This window comes from Mycobacterium sp., assembly GCF_019247635.1.
Lineage (GTDB): Bacteria > Actinomycetota > Actinomycetes > Mycobacteriales > Mycobacteriaceae > Mycobacterium.
On sequence record NZ_JAFBAR010000068.1, the window covers coordinates 1 to 18,333 of the forward strand.

General features: G+C 64.9%; 21 protein-coding genes and 1 pseudogene. 13 read left to right on the top strand and 9 right to left on the bottom strand.

All coding sequences use genetic code 11. The annotated features are described in order from the left end of the window. Positions 1 to 553: pseudogene (locus tag JO236_RS09705) on the bottom strand (zinc-binding alcohol dehydrogenase family protein); the annotation flags it as partial. 78 nt (positions 554 to 631) lie between these two features. Here JO236_RS09705 and JO236_RS09710 point away from each other — a divergent pair. Further along, positions 632 to 1,039 carry a MarR family winged helix-turn-helix transcriptional regulator gene (locus JO236_RS09710; protein WP_293327957.1) on the top strand — a complete coding sequence of 136 codons (408 nt, stop codon included), beginning with the start codon at positions 632 to 634 and terminating at the stop codon, positions 1,037 to 1,039. A gap of 15 nt (positions 1,040 to 1,054) precedes the next feature. Here the strand turns inward: JO236_RS09710 and JO236_RS09715 are convergent, their stop codons facing one another. Then, the gene (locus JO236_RS09715) at positions 1,055 to 1,882 is read right to left on the bottom strand and encodes a hypothetical protein (protein ID WP_323802151.1); all 828 of its coding nucleotides are present in this window, start codon (positions 1,880 to 1,882) and stop codon (positions 1,055 to 1,057) included. Positions 1,883 to 1,952: 70 nt separating this feature from the next. Here JO236_RS09715 and JO236_RS09720 point away from each other — a divergent pair, with 70 nt between their 5' ends. From JO236_RS09720 to JO236_RS09740, 5 genes are all read left to right on the top strand, one after another. Further along, positions 1,953 to 2,363 carry an MmcQ/YjbR family DNA-binding protein gene (locus tag JO236_RS09720; protein ID WP_293327963.1) on the top strand — a complete coding sequence of 137 codons (411 nt, stop codon included), beginning with the start codon at positions 1,953 to 1,955 and terminating at the stop codon, positions 2,361 to 2,363. A 115-nt stretch (positions 2,364 to 2,478) separates the two neighbouring features. After that, positions 2,479 to 2,691 (top strand): hypothetical protein, encoded by a 213-nt coding sequence (locus JO236_RS09725; RefSeq protein ID WP_293327966.1) that lies wholly within the window; start codon positions 2,479 to 2,481, stop codon positions 2,689 to 2,691. A gap of 29 nt (positions 2,692 to 2,720) precedes the next feature. Beyond that, positions 2,721 to 2,876 (top strand): DUF6131 family protein, encoded by a 156-nt coding sequence (locus JO236_RS09730; protein ID WP_293327969.1) that lies wholly within the window; start codon positions 2,721 to 2,723, stop codon positions 2,874 to 2,876. 148 nt (positions 2,877 to 3,024) lie between these two features. Continuing rightward, positions 3,025 to 3,729, top strand: coding sequence for a two-component system response regulator TcrX (gene tcrX / locus JO236_RS09735; protein WP_293328062.1), 705 nt, complete (start codon positions 3,025 to 3,027; stop codon positions 3,727 to 3,729). Beyond that, positions 3,707 to 5,206: a sensor histidine kinase gene (locus tag JO236_RS09740; RefSeq protein WP_293327971.1), complete on the top strand. Its 1,500-nt coding sequence runs from the start codon at positions 3,707 to 3,709 to the stop codon at positions 5,204 to 5,206. The genes tcrX and JO236_RS09740 overlap by 23 nt, the downstream gene beginning before the upstream one ends. On the opposite strand, the gene JO236_RS09745 is transcribed toward JO236_RS09740, so the two are convergent. Next, positions 5,203 to 5,679: a lipoprotein LpqH gene (locus JO236_RS09745; RefSeq protein ID WP_293327974.1), complete on the bottom strand. Its 477-nt coding sequence runs from the start codon at positions 5,677 to 5,679 to the stop codon at positions 5,203 to 5,205. The genes JO236_RS09740 and JO236_RS09745 overlap by 4 nt on opposite strands. Before the next feature lie 169 nt (positions 5,680 to 5,848). Here JO236_RS09745 and JO236_RS09750 point away from each other — a divergent pair, with 169 nt between their 5' ends. After that, entirely contained in the window at positions 5,849 to 7,729 is a 1,881-nt protein-coding gene (locus JO236_RS09750) for an alkyl/aryl-sulfatase (protein ID WP_293328065.1), read from the top strand. Positions 7,730 to 7,942: 213 nt separating this feature from the next. Here JO236_RS09750 and JO236_RS09755 read toward each other — a convergent pair whose 3' ends face one another. The 5 genes from JO236_RS09755 to JO236_RS09775 are packed head-to-tail and all read right to left on the bottom strand — an operon-like array spanning position 7,943 to position 12,677. Further along, positions 7,943 to 8,914, bottom strand: coding sequence for an NADPH:quinone oxidoreductase family protein (locus JO236_RS09755; protein ID WP_293327977.1), 972 nt, complete (start codon positions 8,912 to 8,914; stop codon positions 7,943 to 7,945). Further along, positions 8,914 to 9,525: a TetR/AcrR family transcriptional regulator gene (locus tag JO236_RS09760; RefSeq protein ID WP_293327980.1), complete on the bottom strand. Its 612-nt coding sequence runs from the start codon at positions 9,523 to 9,525 to the stop codon at positions 8,914 to 8,916. The genes JO236_RS09755 and JO236_RS09760 overlap by 1 nt, the downstream gene beginning before the upstream one ends. Then, a complete protein-coding gene (locus JO236_RS09765) occupies positions 9,522 to 10,823 on the bottom strand; it encodes an acyl-CoA dehydrogenase family protein (RefSeq protein ID WP_293327983.1) in 1,302 nt (433 codons plus the stop codon). The genes JO236_RS09760 and JO236_RS09765 overlap by 4 nt, the downstream gene beginning before the upstream one ends. Positions 10,824 to 10,840: 17 nt before the next feature. After that, the gene (locus JO236_RS09770) at positions 10,841 to 11,605 is read right to left on the bottom strand and encodes an SDR family NAD(P)-dependent oxidoreductase (RefSeq protein WP_293327986.1); all 765 of its coding nucleotides are present in this window, start codon (positions 11,603 to 11,605) and stop codon (positions 10,841 to 10,843) included. Position 11,606: 1 nt separating this feature from the next. Continuing rightward, on the bottom strand, positions 11,607 to 12,677 hold the full coding sequence (locus tag JO236_RS09775; protein ID WP_293327989.1) for a phosphotransferase family protein: 1,071 nt from the start codon (positions 12,675 to 12,677) through the stop codon (positions 11,607 to 11,609). A 50-nt stretch (positions 12,678 to 12,727) separates the two neighbouring features. On the opposite strand from JO236_RS09775, the gene JO236_RS09780 reads away from it, so the two are divergent. Both JO236_RS09780 and JO236_RS09785 read left to right on the top strand, forming a co-directional pair. Next, the gene (locus tag JO236_RS09780; RefSeq protein ID WP_293327992.1) at positions 12,728 to 13,357 is read left to right on the top strand and encodes a histidine phosphatase family protein; all 630 of its coding nucleotides are present in this window, start codon (positions 12,728 to 12,730) and stop codon (positions 13,355 to 13,357) included. Between the two features lie 9 nt (positions 13,358 to 13,366). Beyond that, the gene (locus JO236_RS09785; RefSeq protein WP_293327994.1) at positions 13,367 to 14,413 is read left to right on the top strand and encodes a phosphotransferase family protein; all 1,047 of its coding nucleotides are present in this window, start codon (positions 13,367 to 13,369) and stop codon (positions 14,411 to 14,413) included. 9 nt (positions 14,414 to 14,422) lie between these two features. Here the strand turns inward: JO236_RS09785 and JO236_RS09790 are convergent, their stop codons facing one another. Next, a complete protein-coding gene (locus tag JO236_RS09790) occupies positions 14,423 to 14,770 on the bottom strand; it encodes a LapA family protein (protein WP_293327997.1) in 348 nt (115 codons plus the stop codon). Positions 14,771 to 14,883: 113 nt separating this feature from the next. On the opposite strand from JO236_RS09790, the gene JO236_RS09795 reads away from it, so the two are divergent. From JO236_RS09795 to JO236_RS09810, 4 genes are read left to right on the top strand one after another with little or no spacing between them, the layout of a single operon-like run. Then, positions 14,884 to 15,819: an ABC transporter substrate-binding protein gene (locus tag JO236_RS09795; protein ID WP_293328000.1), complete on the top strand. Its 936-nt coding sequence runs from the start codon at positions 14,884 to 14,886 to the stop codon at positions 15,817 to 15,819. Continuing rightward, a complete protein-coding gene (locus JO236_RS09800; RefSeq protein ID WP_293328003.1) occupies positions 15,816 to 16,919 on the top strand; it encodes an ABC transporter ATP-binding protein in 1,104 nt (367 codons plus the stop codon). The genes JO236_RS09795 and JO236_RS09800 overlap by 4 nt, the downstream gene beginning before the upstream one ends. Positions 16,920 to 16,921: 2 nt before the next feature. Further along, positions 16,922 to 17,611 (top strand): ABC transporter permease, encoded by a 690-nt coding sequence (locus tag JO236_RS09805; RefSeq protein ID WP_293328068.1) that lies wholly within the window; start codon positions 16,922 to 16,924, stop codon positions 17,609 to 17,611. Beyond that, a complete protein-coding gene (locus tag JO236_RS09810) occupies positions 17,608 to 18,330 on the top strand; it encodes an ABC transporter permease (protein WP_293328006.1) in 723 nt (240 codons plus the stop codon). Before JO236_RS09805 ends, JO236_RS09810 begins: the two co-directional genes overlap by 4 nt. Positions 18,331 to 18,333: the final 3 nt, after the last annotated feature.

Genomic DNA, 18,333 nt, shown 5'->3' on the forward strand with positions numbered 1-18,333 from the left:
GGCTGACGACGACGTCGGCTCCGATTCCGGCTAGGGTAGCGAGCCGGTGGGGGTCGCGGCCGGCACCGATAACCTGGCTAGCACCAAGGTGTTTGGCGACTTGCACAGCCGTACGCCCCGCGCCCCCGGTGGCCCCGAGAACCAGCACCGTCTGGCCCGCCTCTAAGTTGATACGCCGCCGTAGCGCAACCCAGGACGACATCACCGGGTTCATCGCCGCGGCCACCAGAACGGCGTCGGTATCGCCAGGCAGTACGACACTGCGCCGCAGATCGATGACGGTCTGCTCAGCCATTGTGCCCACCGCGTTGTCGGATAGGACGAAGTAGCGCAGCGCGCCATCGGGGGTCCGTCCCACTCCGTCGACGCCCGGAACCAGCGGTAGCTCACCCGAACTGGTGTAGTGCGATCCATCCGCCTGGGACCGCACCCGTCGATGCAGGCCCGCGGCGACCACGTCGACCAGAACCTCGTCGGGCGTCTGTGGGGTGGGGGTCGCAAACTCGCGGTAGCACGGTGGTTTATCGAACGCCGTGACGACCGCTGCGCGCATCGAGACCTCCGCGGAATTAGATCGTGATACGAACTAGAATAGATGGCATTACGAACTATTGCAAGGTATGGTCGGGCCATGGGCGCAGTCGATGACCTCAGGGACGGTCTGGTGCAGGTTTCGTTCGCGGTCACCGCCGTGCTGAGCCGGGTCGCCGCCGACCATGACCTGTCGCTTACCCAGCTGCGGATGCTGGGCATACTGCGTGACCGGGAACCGGCGATGGCCGAACTGGCAACGTATCTCGGCCTCGAGCGATCGACCGTCAGCGGCCTCATCGATCGCGCCGCCGAACGTGGCCTGGTGACAAAAAAGGCCGACCGCGCCGACGGCCGGTCGGTGCGGGTCAGCCTTACGGCTCAGGCAAGGCGCCTGGCGCCCGTGATCGTCGCCGAGATCGGCGAGCTCATGGCGCCATTGACCGGTCGGCTCAACGCCGTTGAGCAGAGACGGCTTATCGAACTGCTGGCCAAGACCCTCGACTGACTTGATCTGACTTGATCAGGTCGTCGCCGGAACGCCCCCCAGGTCGTCCTTGATCGCCGCAATCGCGTCAACGGGGGTGAGGTTTTGGCCTTGACTGTTCTGCCCGAGTTGTGGCCAGCCGGCGCCGTCGGGACCGCGCAGCTGATCCCAGATGTCGCGGACCTTACTCAACAGTTCGGCTTGCTCGTCGTCGGTGAGCGCCATCAACCAACCTCCATTCGTCGTGATGCCGCACGCGGCGGCGAACTCTTGCGGTGTCAGCCCGTCGGCGGAGTTCATGTCGCAATTGCCAAACGGCGGGCACCCCTGCGGCAGATTTGGGCTGTAACCCGAGCCGTCGGTGTACTGGTGTGCGACCTGGCCGGGCAGGTTCGGATCGGAGCCGTAACCCGCCGCGATAACCCGTAGGCCGTCCGGGCGCGTCGGCCACATATTCGAGAAGTCATAGGCGTTGGCATAACCGATGATTCGCGCGGGAGAGCCGGCGTAGTCGGCCAGATTCCAGTACAGCGAGTTGATCCAGCTCGAGCCGTCACCGGGCGGATTGCCCCCGGATTCGACGTCGAGCATCAGGGCCACCCGCGGATCCAGGCCACCCGCGGCATCGATCATCGATCGCACGGTATCGGCGGTGGCCGACCAATCCGGTCGCACATAGGTGTAGACGATGCCGAACGTCAACTGCCCGCCATCCAATGCGTCGAGCATCCACCCGTAGTTGGCCGCAAAGTTGTGATCCTCATACGTGCCATCGCAAGCGCGAACTGAAAGCACCTGGTATGGATACGAGTTATCCACGGGCACTTGATATTCAGAGATATCAGCAAACAAAGTGTCGGTCACGGCACCGCAATCCCCCTTACCGCAATGCTTTCGCCCATGCTACAGACGCGCCGCGTATATGGTCGTTGGCATGGCCGACCGACCCGCCCGTGTCGGGGACGTGCATCGGATTGCCGCCTCGATGCCGCACGTCACGCGCCTGGAAGGACCGAAAGGCAACTCCATCTATCAAGTCGGTGGCAAGTCGTTCGTGTTCTTCCGCACGCCTCAGCCTGATGCGGTGGATCCGGCCACCGGTGAGCGCTATGCCGACGTGATCATGCTCTGGGTGGAGTCGGAGAGCGACAAGCTGGCGCTGACCCAAGATCCTGCGTCGCCGTTCTTCACCACCGACCATTTCGACGGGCACCCGTCAGTCTTGGTGCGGGCCAGTCGGTTGCCGCAAATTACCACGACGGAATTAACCGAGCTGATTCAAGACGCGTGGCTATCCCGCGCGTCGAACAGGCGGGCCACCGCCTGGCTCGGACAACAAAAGTAGTGCGACCACCGGCACCGTTAAACGATGCGTGAAGTCTGCGCGCAGATGTTTAGACACGGGTCTAACGGGTATCGCTAGCGTCACGAGATTCTTCTCGCTCACAACGGAGGTCACGATGCGTGGTCGCGGGATTGTCGGCGCGATTGTGGTGGTGTGGCTGATAATCGGAGTGTTCGCCGCGTACCAGCGGCACTACTTCGAGAGTGGGCCAACGAACTGCGGTTCTGCGGCTTCGATTGCAACGACGGTGATTGCAGGGCCGTTGAATTACAAGATCAACCCGGCCGTCAATTGCACTACGCCGAATGTGCCGCAGCCTAAGCAGTAACTCCTGTCCCTCGAAATAAGGAAGTTGTCATGATTGTCGTTGGTGTTGTCCTCCTGATCCTCGGCTTTGTGTTCGGTATCCATTTGTTGTGGGTTCTCGGCATCATTTTGACCGTGGTCGGCGCGGTGATGTGGGCCATGGGGTCCATGGGTCGCCCGGTTGCCGGCAGGCGGTACTGGTACTAGACGCAAGCCACACTGACAGGTCGCGTGACTGCCCAGCGGTCACGCGACTTTTCACAGACCACACATAGGGTTGCCATAGCATTGGCCCAGGCGGGCGCGGATACTGGAAACCGTGACAAACGCCCGTACTTCAGTTGAGCGGGTCGTCATGTGCCGCGCGGACGGCAACCCGATCACCGTGCTGGTCGTCGACGACGAAGCCGTTCTTGCCGAAATGGTGTCAATGGCCTTGCGATACGAGGGCTGGAATATCGCCACCGCGAGCGACGGATCGTCGGCAATCGCCGCAGCGCGCGCACAACGGCCCGATGTCGTCGTCCTCGATGTAATGCTCCCCGATATGAGTGGCCTCGACGTGCTGCACAAACTGCGCGAAGAGAACCCGCAGCTGCCGGTGCTGCTGCTAACGGCGAAGGATGCGGTGGAAGACCGCATCGCCGGGTTGACCGCGGGTGGCGACGACTATGTGACCAAACCGTTCAGCATCGAGGAAGTAGTGCTGCGGTTGCGAGCGCTGTTGCGGCGCACGGGCGTTACGACGGTGGATAGCGGCGCGCAGCTAATCGTCGGAGACCTGGTGCTGGATGAGGATAGTCACGAGGTGACCCGGGCCGGCGAACCGATCTCGTTGACTTCCACCGAATTTGAACTGCTGCGGTTCATGATGCGCAATTCGAAGCGGGTGTTGAGCAAGGCGCAGATCCTGGACCGGGTATGGAGCTACGACTTCGGCGGCAGGTCCAACATCGTCGAGCTCTACATCTCGTACCTGCGCAAGAAGATCGACAACGGTCGCGAGCCCATGATCCACACGCTGCGCGGCGCAGGTTATGTCCTCAAGCCGGCCCATTAGCGGATCGCGGGTTTGGTCGCTTCGGCTACGGCTGTTGGTCGGGCAAGTCATCGTGCTTGCCGTGGTGTGCATCGGAATCACCGCGGTCACCGAACTGGCGCTGCGCCACCATTTGGTGGCTCAACTTGACAGTCAGCTCGGCGGGACCTCGTACCGCTCGGCGCTGATGTACTCCGATCAGCCGCGTCGGCACCAGCACTACCCCAGGCCAGGCCCGGGTCCGGGTTTTCTCGATGCCCCGGGTCAGCCCGCAGGCATGCTCGCCGCGGTGGTGAGCAACGGCAAGACCGGCGACGCCGGCTACCTGACCAGCAGCGGCACCCGGGACTCGTTGACGGATGCGGCCAAGGCTCAGTTGGCAGGCATCGCCGGCAGTCGAAAACCGTTGACCGTGAACCTCGATGGCCTCGGCCGATACCGCGTGGTCGCCGCGTCGAGCCGCAATGGCGACGACGTCATCGTCACCGGCCTGTCGATGTCCAACATCGACGCGACGATGATGCGGATGCTGATCATCTTCGCGATCGTCACCGTGATCGCGCTGGTCGCCGCTACCACCGCCGGCATCATCATCATCCGGCGGGCGCTGGCGCCGCTGCGCCGGGTTGCCCAGACCGCCACCGAAGTCGTCGATCTGCCCTTGGACCGCGGCGAGGTGGAACTGCCGGTGCGGGTGCCCGAACCCGACGCCAACCCTTACACCGAGGTGGGGCAGCTTGGTTCGGCGCTGAACCGGATGCTCGACCACATCGCGGCGGCATTGGCGACGCGGCAGGCCAGCGAGACCCGGGTGCGCCAGTTCGTTGCCGATGCCAGTCACGAACTACGGACGCCACTGGCGGCCATCCGTGGCTATACCGAGCTGGCGCAGCGCATGGGTGACGACCGTGAAGCGGTGACGCACGCGATGAGCCGGGTGGCGTCGGAGACCGCGCGGATAACCCGACTGGTCGAGGACCTGCTGCTGCTGGCCCGGCTTGACTCCGGCCGTCCGTTGGAACGCGAACCCGTCGACCTGTCGCGGCTGGCCGTGGACGCGGTCAGTGACGCCCATGTCGCCGGGCCCGATCACCAGTGGGAGCTCGATCTGCCCGAAGAACCGGTCGTCGTGGTCGGCGACGCGGCACGGCTGCACCAGGTGCTCACCAACCTGCTGGCCAACGCACGCGTCCACACCGGCGCTGGCACCGTGGTGACGACGCGCCTGGCCACCGAGCCGCCGCACACCTTGCTGCAGGTGATCGACGACGGGCCGGGAATCCCGTCCGCGCTTCAGTCGGAGGTGTTCGAGCGGTTCGCCCGCGGTGACACGTCACGCTCCCGCAAAGGCGGCAGCACCGGGCTGGGTTTGGCGATCGTCTCCGCGGTCGTCAAGGCGCACAACGGGACAATCACCGTGGACAGCGCACCCGGCCACACCGAGTTCAGCGTGCGGCTGCCGAGCAATGGCTGGCAACCGACCCCACCTGCCCCTTAGGGGCAGGTCACGTCGATTTCGAAGGGCTTCTTCACGGGCTGCGTCGGATTGGCCATGTCAACGCCGGTGGCGTGCCCGGTGATCTTGTAGCTGCTGCCGGTCTTGGTCGCCGAAGCGTCGCCGCCGGCACCCGCCGCGTAGGCCAGCGTCACACCATTGACGTTGCCCAGGCCAACGGATTTCACGTCGGGCGGATTGCCGTCGGAAAGGACCGCGTCGATACCGCTGCCTGACCCACCGATGGCGATGTTGATGTTGCCGCCGGCGTTGGTGCATACGACCGAGCCGGCGTTGACGTTCTGGTCCTTGCCGTCGATGGTGACCTTCGTACCGCCGCCTCCGCCCGTGGCCGCCGACGTGGCGCCGGCCGAAGTGCCGCCATTGCCCGTACTCGTCTTATTGCTCGAACAGCCGGAAAGGCCCACGGCCAATACCGCCGCGCCAGCCACCGCGACCGTCAGTCCACGCTTCACCAGTACTCCTTTGCCCGAAATTCCCGGCCCTCGGCGTTGAGGACCGCTTCGGCAGTATGCGGGTTAACTGGACTCGCGGTCTAGGGCGTGCGAAAAAGTTTTTCCCGCATTGGTTAACTCGATGCCAACCAACTGGATCTGTCGGGGCAGTCGCGGTAATGGCAAGGTATTGCTGGTGGACCACAAGCCCCCCAGCGCAATCATCGAGTCGGCTCACAGCGAACACACTCTGCCATTGCACGACACGACGGATTTCGCCGATGCCGACCGCGGATTCATTGCTGCGCTGTCCCCATGCGTGATCAAGGCGGCCGACGGGCGCGTCGTATGGGACAACGACGTGTATGCGTTTCTAGACGGTCCCGCGCCGACATCGGTGCATCCCAGTCTGTGGCGCCAATCGACGTTGAATGCAAAGCAAGGTCTTTACGAAGTGGTGCCGGGCATCTATCAAGTTCGCGGCTTCGACATCTCCAACATCAGTTTCGTCGAAGGCGACACCGGGATAATCGTCATCGATCCGTTGGTGTCCACCGAGGTCGCGGCGGCGGCGCTGGATCTGTATCGGGCTCACCGCGGTGGCGATCGTCCCGTCGTCGCGGTGATCTACACCCACAGCCATGTCGACCATTTTGGCGGCGTGCTGGGTGTCACTTCACAGCGGGACGTCGACACCGGCAAGGTGGCGGTGCTGGCACCGGAAGGGTTCACTGAGCATGCCGTGCAGGAGAACGTCTACGCCGGTCCGGCCATGACGCGCCGCGCGACATACATGTATGGCAGCCTGTTGGCCCGCGGACCGCAGGAGCAAGTGGGTTGCGGGCTCGGACAGACGCCGTCGACGGGCGAGGTGGCTGTCATCGTCCCGACCGTCGACATCCAGACAACCGGCGAGACGCACACCATCGACGGGGTGGAGATCGAGTTTCAGATGGCGCCGGGCACCGAGGCGCCGGCCGAAATGCATTTCTACTTCCCACGATTCCGCGCGCTGTGCATGGCCGAGAACGCCACGCACAACCTGCACAATCTGCTCACCCTGCGCGGAGCGCTGGTACGTGACCCGCACGCATGGGCGGGTTATCTGACCGAGGCCATCGATACCTTCTCCGACCGCACCGACGTGGTGTTCGCATCCCATCACTGGCCCACGTGGGGCAGGGAGAGCATCGTCAACTTTCTCTCGCTGCAGCGGGATCTGTATGCCTATCTGCACGACCAGACGTTACGGTTGCTCAACCAGGGCTACACCGGCGTGGAAATCGCCGAAATGTTCCAGATGCCACCGGCTTTGGAACAGGTCTGGCACACACGCGGGTACTACGGATCGGTCAGCCACAACGTGAAGGCGGTCTACCAGCGCTACATGGGCTGGTTCGACGGCAACCCCGGCCGGCTGTGGCCTCATCCCCCTGAGGCGCTGGCCCCGCGCTACGTCGACGCCATGGGCGGCATGGAGCGCGTCGTCGAACTTGCCAAGGTAGCGTTTGATTCCGGCGACTTCCGTTGGGCCGCTACTCTTTTAGACCACGCGATCTTCACCGACAGCAACCACGCAATGGCCCGTGAGCTATACGCCGATACGCTCGAGCAGTTGGGCTACGGCGCCGAGAACGCGGCCTGGCGCAACTTCTTCATGTCCGGTGCTGCCGAACTGCGCGACGGCAACTTCGGCACCGCGGGACAAATCGCCTCGCCGACGTTGCTCAGCCAACTGACGCCCGAGCAGATCTTCGACAGCCTCGCGATCCGGGTAAACGGCCCGCGCAGCTGGGACTTCGAGTTGAGTTTGGATCTCACGTTTTCCGACTCGTCGACGAATTACCGGCTGACACTACGCAACGGCGTGCTCGTTTATCGCAAGGTGGCCCCCGACCCGGCGTCGGCAACCGTTACGGTCAAGCTGGCCGGCAAGCTTCGATTGCTGGCCGCGGCCTTTGGCGACTTCAGCTCGCCGGGCCTGGAGATGTCCGGTGATGACACAGCATTGCAGACGCTGCTGAGTGTGCTTGACGAACCGGACCCGGGCTTCAACATCGTGACGCCTTAGCGGCACGTCTCGTTCGTCGGTCGGATTGATCCCTGGGCAAGGGGGACACGGTTTTGCCCGGCTTGTAGCGACAATCCGTGCTGACTCAGTCCCCGCTCGGCGCGCCGAGCCGACCTCGACCGAGTTTGTCGCTGCAAGCCGGGCAAAGAGTGCCTCACCACCCCGGCCGGGTGCGGTTTTGGCGGCTGTGCCTTGAGCGCCGCCGAGCCACGCTCACCCCGTCTCGATGACGACCTTGCCCAGCACCTTGCGTTCGGCCACATAGCGCAGTGCCGCAGGCGCGTCGGCCAACGGGAAACGCGCTCCGATGTGCGGCCGCACCTCGCCCGAGGCGAACATCTGCGTCAGTTCCTCGATGTCGCGGGCGCATTCGTCGGGGTGGTCGCCCATGAAGGTGCGGATCTCCATGCCGCGGATGGTGATTCCCTTGAGCAGGACGAGATTGAGCGGAATGGCCGGGATCGCGCCGGCCGCGTAGCCCAGGGTGACGAACGTGCCGCCGCGGGCAAGGCCGCGCAGCGCGGGTTCCGAATACGCTCCACCGACGGGGTCCACCACTACGCGCGCGCTGTCGCCGGTCAGCTCGCGGATGCGGGATTTCAGATCCTCCCGCTCGTAGTCGACGGTGGCCTCCGCGCCGCGCCGTCGGCACAGCTCGAGCTTCTCCGCGCTGGACGCCGCGGCCAGCACCCGGGCCTTCATTGCCACCGCGAGATCCACGGCGGCCAGTCCCACACCGCCCGCGGCGCCCAGCACTACCACCCAATCACCTGCCGCCACTTGAGCGGTCGACCGCAGCGCGTGGTAGGCGGTGCGGTAGGTGACGCCGAATGCCGCGGCCGCGGCGAAGTCGACGTCATCGGGCACCACAGCGGCGCTGGCCGCGTCCAGCAGGGCCTGCTCGGCGAACGCACCGACCGCCGAGGCACCGTAAACCCGCTGGCCCGGGCGTAACGAAACGCCGTCGCCGACGGCGATCACCTCGCCGGCGAGTTCGCTGCCCGGGGTGAACGGCGGTGGAATCCGGATCTGGTACTTGCCGGCGACGAACAAGAAGTCGGGGAAGTTCACCGCCGCGGCGTGCACTCGCACCAGCAACTGGTTCGGGCCCGGGACGGGGTCGGGCACGTCGGTGAGAACCAGGTCTTCCGGCGGACCGAAGGCGCGACAGACGACCGCCCGCATCACTCCACCCCCAGCCCGCGCAGGCAGAACCGCACCAGATGCTCGATGTCGGCTGGAACCGGGCGGTCTGCCGAACCCACATACCGCTGCATGGTTGCTGCCGTGCAACTGAATACAGCTTCCACATCGCGGTCGACGTCGTTGCTGCCGAGCGCGGCGATCGGCTGGGTCAGCAAATCGCGCATCGGCCACATCAGCTCCTGATCGGCGGCACGCCAATAGGTTCCGGCGGACATCTGCCCGGCCGCTGCCCGGCTCATGTTGATCAGGTGCGGGTCGGCGACCTGCACCAGGGTGCCCTCGATCCAGCGCGCCACTTTGTCCCGGGGTCGGGATTCCTTGGCCATCTGGTGCTGGAGGTAGGACACGACGATGGCCACCCCCCGTTCCATGACGGCCAGGATGAGGTCGTCCTTGCCGGCGAAATAGCGATAGAAGGCCTTGTTCGAAGAACCGGCCTCGGCCACGATGTCGCTGACCCGGGGCGGTTCGGGGGCAACGCGTTGCATCACCCGCACGGCGGCGTCCAGGATGCGTTCAACTTCCTCGGTGTACCCGCGGTGACGGTCATCGAGCGCCCGCTCGACCGCCGCGGCAACCCTGTTACTCACGGCGTAAGGGCCGAAACGGGATCGAGAAGATCGCTGTACTTGGCTACGGCTGCCTCGCGTCGGATGCTCCGCAATTCGCTGGGCCATTCCGGATCTTCGGCTTGGTAGCCCTTGAGCAACAGCTTGGCCAGATTGACTTTGTGCGCCTCGGTGGGCCCGTCGGCGAGACCGAGCGCCACGCCGCCCAGCAACACGTTGACCAATGGCAACTGATCGGTGGTTCCCAGCGCTCCGTGCACCTGGATCGCGCGCAGCCCAATCGATTTCAGCACCTGAGACGCCAGGATCTTGCACGCGCCGATCTCGGCGCGCGCCGCGTGCTCGCCCGCGGTATCGATCAGCCACGCAGCATGCAGCACCGCCAGTCGGAACGGCATCAGCTCGGTGTAGGAGTCGGCAATGAACTGCTGCACCAGCTGCTTGTCGGCGAGCGAACTGCCCTGTGTGAAACGGCTTTTCGCTCGTCTGCCCATCATCTCGACGGCACGCTGTGCCATCCCTATCGACCGCATCGCATGATGCAGCCGACCACCTGCCAGCCGCGCCTGCAGGATCAGGAAGCCCTGGCCGGGTTCACCGAGCAGTGCGTCGGAGGGCACCCGCACATCCTGGTAACGCACCAGGGAATGCCCTGGCTCGTTGCGGGATGTGCCGACCAGATGGAAGTCCGCCTCGATGGTCAGGCCCGCGGTGCCGGCCGGAATTAGGAACGTCGAGGCGCCACGGTGCACCGCTACGTCGGGGTCGGTGATCGCCACCACGATGAAAAACGAGGCGACGGATGCGTTGGAGGAAAAGAACTTTCGTCCGGTGATCACCCAGTCGTCCCCGTCCCGTACGGCGCGGGTGGTGAACACGCGTGGGTCGGCGCCACCCTGGGGCTCCGTCATCGAGAAGCAGGAGAAGATCTCCCCGGACAGCAGCCCGTCCAGGTAGCGGTCCTTCTGGTCCTGGGTGCCGAACCGCGCGATGATCTCCGCGTTGCCGGTGTCGGGCGCCTGGGTTCCGAATACGATGGGTGCCCAGGGGCTTCGGCCCAGAATCTCGTTGATCAGCGTCAGCTTTACCGCACCGAAGCCCTGTCCGCCGAGATCGGGGCCCAAATGTGGTGCCCACAGGCCGTTTTCGCGAACCTGCTGCTTGAGCGGGTCGACTATCCTGCGACGCTCGTCGTTCAGCGGCAGAAACTCACAACCGGGAAAGAGCACTTCCAGCGGCTCGACCTCCGCGCGCACAAAGTCGCGGATCCAGTCGAGCTTCTTCTCGAACTCCGGCTCGGTGGAAAAGTCCCAAGGCATCAACTACTCCTGACTCGCTAGGGAATGCCGCCGTCGGCCCGCAGGATCGAACCGGTGGTGAAACTGGATGCGGCTGACGCTAAAAATAGTGCGGCGCCGACGATTTCGGGCGGATTGCCGGGGCGCTGTAACGACAGGTGGCCAAACATGTTGCCCTTGGCCTCATCGAGATTCCACGCCTTGCTGACGTCGGTCAGAAACGGCCCGGCCATCAGCGTGTTGACCCGAACGGTGGGGCCGAAGGCGCGCGCCAAGCCCTCGGTCATCGCGTTGAGTCCGGCCTTGGCCGCGGCGTAGGGAATGATGCCCCCGTCGGGACGCAGCGATCCGGTGGAGCTCACGTTGATGATCGACCCGCCGCCGGCAGTCACCATTCGTTCGCCCACCAACGCCGATAACCGGAACGGGCCCTTGAGGTTCAGGTTCAGTACCGCGTCGAATAGCTTCTCGGTGACGTCGCTGAGTTTGTCGTAGAGCGGTGACATGCCGGCATTGTTGATCAAGGTGTCGACCTTGCCGAACCGGTCGTAGGTGGCGTCGACCAACCCGTCGAGCTGGTCCCAGCGACCCACGTGAACTTGGTATGGCATTGCGGCGCGGCCGGTTTCAGCCTCGATCTCCTTGGCGGTAGCCACGCAACTGTCCATATTGCGGCTGGCGATCACCACGTCGGCGCCGCACCGCGCTGCGGCGAACCCCATCTCGCGGCCCAAGCCGCGGCTGCCACCGGTGATCAGCATTACCCGGTCGGTGAGGTCGAACAGCCGGTCCGCGTAACCCACCTCAGCCGGTCTTTTCTGGTAGGGACCGGGCCAGCTCGGCAGCCGTGGCAATCAGCTGCGGGATCATCGCCCCGAACACATCCCTGATCTTTGGATCGATTCCGCTATCTTGGGCCCCGAGCCGCATCCCCGTTGCGTAGGTTTTCTCCAGCACGATGCCGAGTTTCCAGTTGGCCAACACCAGGTAGTAGTCGATGTTCTCGGTGGACAGGCCGCTGACGTTCTCGTAGTGCTCGAGCACCTCGCTGCGCTTCGGCATGCCGCGCATGTCCAGGTAGAACCCGTCGGATCGCGGCTCCTCACCGTCATAGCCCAGCAGCGACCACGCCAGATCCAGCAACGGATCTCCCACCGTGGTCATTTCCCAGTCCAGGATCGCGGCGAGTCGAGCAGGTGCCCCGTGCGCGAACATCACGTTGGCGAACTGATAGTCCCCGTGCATAATGCCCGGCTTGTAGTGCGCGGGCCGATTGCGGCGCAGCCAGTCGGCGGCCTCGTCCAAACCGGGGAGTTCACGGACCTTGTAGGCGTGCAGAAAATTCAGCCAGCGGTCGACCTGACGCTCGTGGAAACCATCCGGCCGGCCGAAACCCTCCAGGCCCCGGGCCCGCCAGTCCACCCGGCCCAGCTTGGCGGCGCCGTCGACGAGCTGGAACGCCAACCCCCGCCGCGCTTTTATGTCGGTGTCGAACGGCGGCTGCCATCCGCCATCCATCGGGCTCCACCCGTCGATCTCGTCCATCACGTAGAACGGCATGCCCAGCACGCTGCCGGTCTCGTCGGCCGCGATCAACTCCGCGTGCGGCACGTCGGTTCCCGACAGGGCCCTGACCAGGCTGATCTCACGGAGCAGCCCATCGATCCGGGCTGCGTCCGCGCGCGCCGCCGGCATCCGGAGCACCATGCGCTGACCGCCCCGGCTGATCACGTACAGGGTGTTCTGCGAGCCGCCCTTCAGCTGTTGGAGCTCGGGTTCCTCGCCCTGCCCGGGGGCGTCGTGGGTGTCGAGCCACCGGCCTAGTACAGCAGCATCCATCTCCGAACACTCCAATCTCTGAATGGAGAATAGCATTCTCTCGCGGCTTGGGCAGAGTGCTCGGCGCGGCATGCCAGGCTTGGCCCATGCAACTGCTTCTCGTCCGGCATGCGTTGCCGCTACGCAGTGAACCCGGTGAGGGCTCCGACCCGGACCTCTCGGACACCGGATTGGCGCAGGTTGCGCGGCTGCCCGAGGCGCTTGCCAGGTTTCCGATCGTCCGGGTGGTGAGCAGCCCGCAACGGCGTGCCGTCCAGACCGCCGAGCCGATGGCCGCCGCGCGTGGGCTGGCGGTCGAGATCGACGACCGATTCGCCGAGTACGACCGCGACCTTCCGATGTACATCCCGATCGAGCAGATCCGCCAGGAGAACCCGCAGGAATGGGAACGCTTGGCTCAGGGGCATCTGCCCAGTGCGGTCGACGAGGAAGCTTTCCGGGCGAGGGTCCGCGAGGCGGTCGACGACGTCGTCGCCACCGCGGGACCCGACGACACCGTCGCCGCGTTCAGCCACGGCGGCGTGATCAACGTCGTGCTGCACGAGGTGCTGGGCACGGCCCGGCTGTTGTCGTTCCCTGTCGACTACGCATCGGTGACCAGCCTGCGGTTCTCCCGGGCCGGCCAGGCAACGGTGGCCACGGTCAACAACACCGAACATGTGTGGGACTTGCTGCCACGAAACCAGGAGCCGAGGGACCGAACACCGAGGTGGTAAACAAGTCAGGTGACTTCGGCTGACCAACTCGAGGGGCTCGACCTGGCCGGGCTGGACCGCTATCTGCGTTCGCTGGGCATCGGGCGGGACGGTGAGTTGCGGGCGGACTTCATCTCCGGTGGCCGCTCCAATCTGACTTTCCGGGTGTACGACGACGCGACGAGTTGGCTGGTACGCCGTCCGCCGCTGCACGGGTTGACGCCGTCGGCGCACGACATGGCCCGCGAGTACAAGGTGGTCGCCGCGCTGCAGGACACCCCGGTGCCGGTGGCCCGCACGATCGCCCTGTGTGAAGACGACTCGGTGCTGGGCGCGCCATTCCAGATCGTCGAATTCGTTGCCGGACAGGTGGTACGGCGGCGGGGTCAGCTGGAAGCGTTCAACCACACCGTCATTGACCGTTGCGTTGACTCGTTGATTCGGGTGCTGGTGGACCTGCACAGCGTCGAACCGAACGCCGTGGGGCTAAGCGATTTCGGGAAGCCGACGGGCTATTTGGAACGGCAGGTGCGCCGTTGGGGTTCACAATGGGAGCTGGTGCGGCTGTCCGACGACTACCGCGACGCCGACGTCGCCCGACTGCATTCCGGTCTGCAGCAATCGATTCCGCAACAGAGCCGGGCCTCGATCGTGCACGGTGATTACCGGATCGACAACACCATTTTGGACGCCGACGACCCGACCAAGGTCCGCGCCGTCGTGGACTGGGAACTGTCCACGCTGGGCGACCCGCTCAGCGACGCCGCCCTGATGTGCGTGTACCGCGACCCCGCGCTGGACCTGGTCGTCAATGCGCAGGCCGCTTGGACGTCGCCCCTGTTGCCGACGGCCGACGAACTGGCGGATCGCTACTCGCTGGTCTCCGGGCTGCCGTTGGGGCACTGGGAGTTCTATATGGCGCTGGCCTACTTCAAGCTCGCCATCATCGCCGCCGGCATCGACTTCCGCAGGCGCATGGCCGAGCAGGCGCGCGGAAAGGACCACGCCGATTTGGCCCCCGAAGTCGTGGCCCCGCTGATCGCCCGCGGTCTGGCCCAACTAGCGAGACCCGCTTAGCGAAGCTGACTAGCGGACAGTGGCGGCCGCATGCATCTTCTTGGCCGCGTGACGCAGCTGAAGTATGCGCGCGGTGCCGACCGCGACCGTAATCAGTCCGCCGACGACGGCGGCCAACAGAATGGCCACACCCAGAGGCAGGCTCCAGTGCCAGCCCAAGAACTGGAACGGCGTTGACGCCGTGTTTTGGGCGATGAATATCAGCAAGAGGATCAGGATGAGGAAACCCGCGATCAGCGACGTCCACAGGGCACCGGCGCGGGTCAATTTTGCCGACGGATCTCTGAGTGGCACGCCTGCGCGGGGCGACGGTACTGGGTCGGGCTGACCGGGTGAGGCAGAGGGAATGCTGCTCATATAGTCATCTTTGTCCCATCCCGGGGAGATTGAAACCAACGGACCTAGAAAAACCGTCGATACGACCTTGTGCGGGCGCGGCGTCTCGATCTTTTCAAGATACTGTCGGCTGCATGAGGATGCCGCGGCGTGTGCGTAGCGCGGCGCTGTGGCTGACAACGCTATGCCTCATCGCGGGGTGCGGCGGCTCCGGCCCGCTCGGAACGTCCGCCGGCAACGCGAAGTCCATCACGGTCGGGTCCAGCGACTTCCCGGAATCCCAGATTGTCGCCGAAATCTACGCACAGGCGTTGCAGGCCAACGGATTCGCGATCGGGCGTCGACTGGGAATCGGCAGCCGCGAAACATACATCCCGGCGCTGAAAGACCATTCGATCGACCTGGTCCCGGAATACATCGGGAACTTGCTGCACTACTTCGCGCCGAACTCCACAGTGACTCTGCGTGATGCAGTCGAATCGGAGCTCCGCCAGCGGCTCCCCAAAGACCTGGCGATCCTGGCGCCCGCTCCGGCGTCCGACACCGACACGGTTACAGTCACCGGCGCCACTGCCGCGTCGTGGAACCTGAAGACGATCGCTGATTTGGCTGCGCATTCGGCGGACGTGCGGTTCGGGGCCGATTCGGCGTTTCAAACCCGTCCGGAGGGACCGCCTGGGCTCAAGCAGACCTACGGGCTGGACATCCGTGCGGGCAATTTCATCCCCATCGAGGATGGCGGCGGCGCGGTGACCGTGCGCGCCCTCCTCGAGGGAATGGTGAACGCCGCTGACATATTCAGCACGTCACCGGCTATCCCACAAAATCACCTAGTGGTCCTTGAGGACCCCGAGCATAATTTCTTGGCGGGCAACATTGTGCCGCTGGTGAATTCGCGCATCAAGTCGGATCGCCTCGAAGGCGTACTGGATGCGGTGTCGGCGAAGCTCACCTCACCCGGCGTGGCCGCGCTCAACGCCGCCGTGGCCGGCAATTCCGGTATCGATCCCGACCAGGCAGCACGAAACTGGTTGCGGGACAATGGCTTCGATCAGCCCATCAAGCAATGATCAGATTCGACAACGTCAGCAAGGTTTTCCGCGGCCGTACCCCGGCCGTGGATCGACTGAGCCTGGAAGTCCCCGACGGGAAGTTGACCATCTTCGTGGGTTCCTCCGGCAGCGGTAAGACCACGGCGCTGCGGATGATCAACCGCATGATCGAGCCCACCAGCGGCATCATCACCGTGAATGGATCCAACGTGGCAGACGTCGATCCGGTCAAGCTGCGTCTGGGGATCGGCTACGTCATCCAGAACGCGGGATTGATGCCCCATCAACGGGTGATCGACAACGTCGCGACGGTGCCGGTGCTCAAAGGCCAGTCACGGCGCGCGGCACGCAAGACCGGCTACGAGTTGCTTGAACGCGTCGGCCTGGACCCCAAGTTGGCCACCCGCTACCCCGCGCAGCTTTCCGGCGGCGAACAACAGCGCGTCGGCGTGGCGCGAGCCCTTGCCGCAGATCCCCCGATCTTGTTGATGGACGAGCCATTCTCGGCTGTCGACCCTGTCGTCCGTCATGAGCTACAGAACGAAATACTGCGTCTGCAAAGCGAATTGCACAAAACTATCGTGTTCGTCACGCACGACATCGACGAGGCGCTCAAACTCGCCGACAAGGTTGCCGTGTTCGGGCGCGGCGGTGTGCTCCAGCAGTACGACGAACCCGCCCGGCTACTGTCGCGGCCGGCCAACGACTTCGTAGCCAGGTTCATCGGGCTCGGCCGCGGCTATCGCTGGTTGCAGCTGATCGACGCGTCCGGGTTACCACTGCACGAGATCGATCGGATCTCGGCGAGCAGCCTGTCCGCGGCGGCCGGCACAGCGGGCACCGAAGGCTGGACGTTGGTGGTCAGCGAGGACGACGTCCCGCTGGGCTGGATCGACGCCGAGGGCCTCCACCGCCATCGCGGCGGCGCGTCCCTGTCCGACTGCGTTAGCGCGGTCGGTTCGCAACTTGGACCGGGCGGCAATCTCAGCCATGCGCTCGACGCCGCGTTGTCGTCGCCGTCGTCGGTTGGTGTTGCCGTCGACGTCGACGGCAAAGTCATCGGCGGGGTGCTGGCCGACGATGTGCTCGCGGCTGTGGAAGCGCGGGGGCACCGATGATCCTGCACTACCTGTTCAAACACCTCGACGACGCCTGGTCGCTGACGGTGGTGCATTTGCGGCTGTCGCTGGTGCCGGTGTTGCTGGGTCTGCTGATCGCGGTGCCGCTGGGCGTGCTGGTACGGCGGGCGCCGACGGCTCGACGCGTGGCGACCACGGTGGCGAACATCGTGTTCACCATCCCGTCGCTGGCGTTGTTCGTGGTCTTGCCGACGATCATCGGAACCCGGGTCCTCGACGAGGCAAACGTCATCGTGGCGCTGACGGCCTACACGGCGGCGCTGTTGCTACGGGCGGTCCTCGAGGCGCTCGACGCGGTACCGGCGAAAGTGCGCGACGCCGCCACCGCCGTCGGCTACCCGACGATCAAACGGATAGTCAAAGTCGAACTGCCGCTGTCCATTCCGGTAATGGTCGCCGGGTTGCGGGTGGTAGTGGTGACCAATATCGCGATGGTCTCGGTGGGTTCGGTCATCGGCATCGGTGGGCTGGGCACCTGGTTCATCACGGGCTACGAGACGGACAAGAGCGGTCAGATAGTCGCCGGCATCATCGTGCTGTTCGTGCTTGCGATCGTCATCGACGTGCTGATCGTGCTCACCGGACGGCTCGTCACACCCTGGGAACGCGCGGCGCACAGCACCCGGCGCAGGCGGTCGGCGTTGTCCGCGATCGCGGGCGGTGCGCGATGAGCTTCGTCGGGCACGCGCTGTCCTACCTCTTGACCGCCGACAACTGGCGCGGTCCCGTGGGGCTGACGACTCGCATACTCGAGCACCTGGAGTACACCGGATTGGCCGTGGCGGCCTCGGCAGTTATTGCTATCCCGGCCGGACTGATTATCGGGCATACCGGCCGCGGCAAGCTGCTGGTAGTGGGCGCGGTCAACGGCTTGCGCGCGCTGCCGACCCTGGGGGTGCTGTTACTAGGGGTGCTGCTCTTTGGTCTGGGCTGGGGCCCGCCGCTGGTCGCCCTGGTGTTGCTGGGCATTCCATCAATGCTGGCGGGCACATATGCGGGGATTGCCAATATCGACCGAACGATAATCGACGCGGCCCGTGCGATGGGGATGCGCGAATCCCAGATCGTCCTGCGCGTCGAGGTGCCCAACGCGATGCCGCTGATTCTCGGCGGCCTGCAAAGCGCGACGCTTCAGGTGGTCGCCACCGCGACTGTGGCCGCCTACGCCAGCCTCGGCGGGTTGGGCCGTTATCTCATCGACGGGATCCAGCAGCGGGAATTCCACCTCGCGTTGGTCGGGGCGCTGTTGGTAGCCGCACTGGCGTTGATCCTCGACGGGCTGCTGGAGCTCGCGGTGTGGTTATCGGCGCCGGGGACCGGACGCCTGCGTCGGCTGGTCAGTCGGCGAAGTCACACCCTCGCACTTCCCGCCAAAGCTGCCAGCGCTTAACAA

What these genes read in the sequence shown, in the direction of transcription:
- JO236_RS09710 (WP_293327957.1), top strand. Translation starts at nt 632, where the DNA reads ATGGGCGCAGTCGATGACCTCAGGGACGGTCTGGTGCAGGTTTCGTTC.
- JO236_RS09720 (WP_293327963.1), top strand. Translation starts at nt 1,953, where the DNA reads ATGGCCGACCGACCCGCCCGTGTCGGGGACGTGCATCGGATTGCCGCC.
- JO236_RS09725 (WP_293327966.1), top strand. Translation starts at nt 2,479, where the DNA reads ATGCGTGGTCGCGGGATTGTCGGCGCGATTGTGGTGGTGTGGCTGATA.
- JO236_RS09730 (WP_293327969.1), top strand. Translation starts at nt 2,721, where the DNA reads ATGATTGTCGTTGGTGTTGTCCTCCTGATCCTCGGCTTTGTGTTCGGT.
- tcrX (WP_293328062.1), top strand. Translation starts at nt 3,025, where the DNA reads ATGTGCCGCGCGGACGGCAACCCGATCACCGTGCTGGTCGTCGACGAC.
- JO236_RS09740 (WP_293327971.1), top strand. Translation starts at nt 3,707, where the DNA reads ATGTCCTCAAGCCGGCCCATTAGCGGATCGCGGGTTTGGTCGCTTCGG.
- JO236_RS09755 (WP_293327977.1), bottom strand. Translation starts at nt 8,914, where the DNA reads ATGCGGGCGGTCGTCTGTCGCGCCTTCGGTCCGCCGGAAGACCTGGTT.
- JO236_RS09765 (WP_293327983.1), bottom strand. Translation starts at nt 10,823, where the DNA reads ATGCCTTGGGACTTTTCCACCGAGCCGGAGTTCGAGAAGAAGCTCGAC.
- JO236_RS09775 (WP_293327989.1), bottom strand. Translation starts at nt 12,677, where the DNA reads ATGCTATTCTCCATTCAGAGATTGGAGTGTTCGGAGATGGATGCTGCT.
- JO236_RS09780 (WP_293327992.1), top strand. Translation starts at nt 12,728, where the DNA reads ATGCAACTGCTTCTCGTCCGGCATGCGTTGCCGCTACGCAGTGAACCC.
- JO236_RS09790 (WP_293327997.1), bottom strand. Translation starts at nt 14,770, where the DNA reads ATGAGCAGCATTCCCTCTGCCTCACCCGGTCAGCCCGACCCAGTACCG.
- JO236_RS09795 (WP_293328000.1), top strand. Translation starts at nt 14,884, where the DNA reads ATGAGGATGCCGCGGCGTGTGCGTAGCGCGGCGCTGTGGCTGACAACG.
- JO236_RS09800 (WP_293328003.1), top strand. Translation starts at nt 15,816, where the DNA reads ATGATCAGATTCGACAACGTCAGCAAGGTTTTCCGCGGCCGTACCCCG.
- JO236_RS09810 (WP_293328006.1), top strand. Translation starts at nt 17,608, where the DNA reads ATGAGCTTCGTCGGGCACGCGCTGTCCTACCTCTTGACCGCCGACAAC.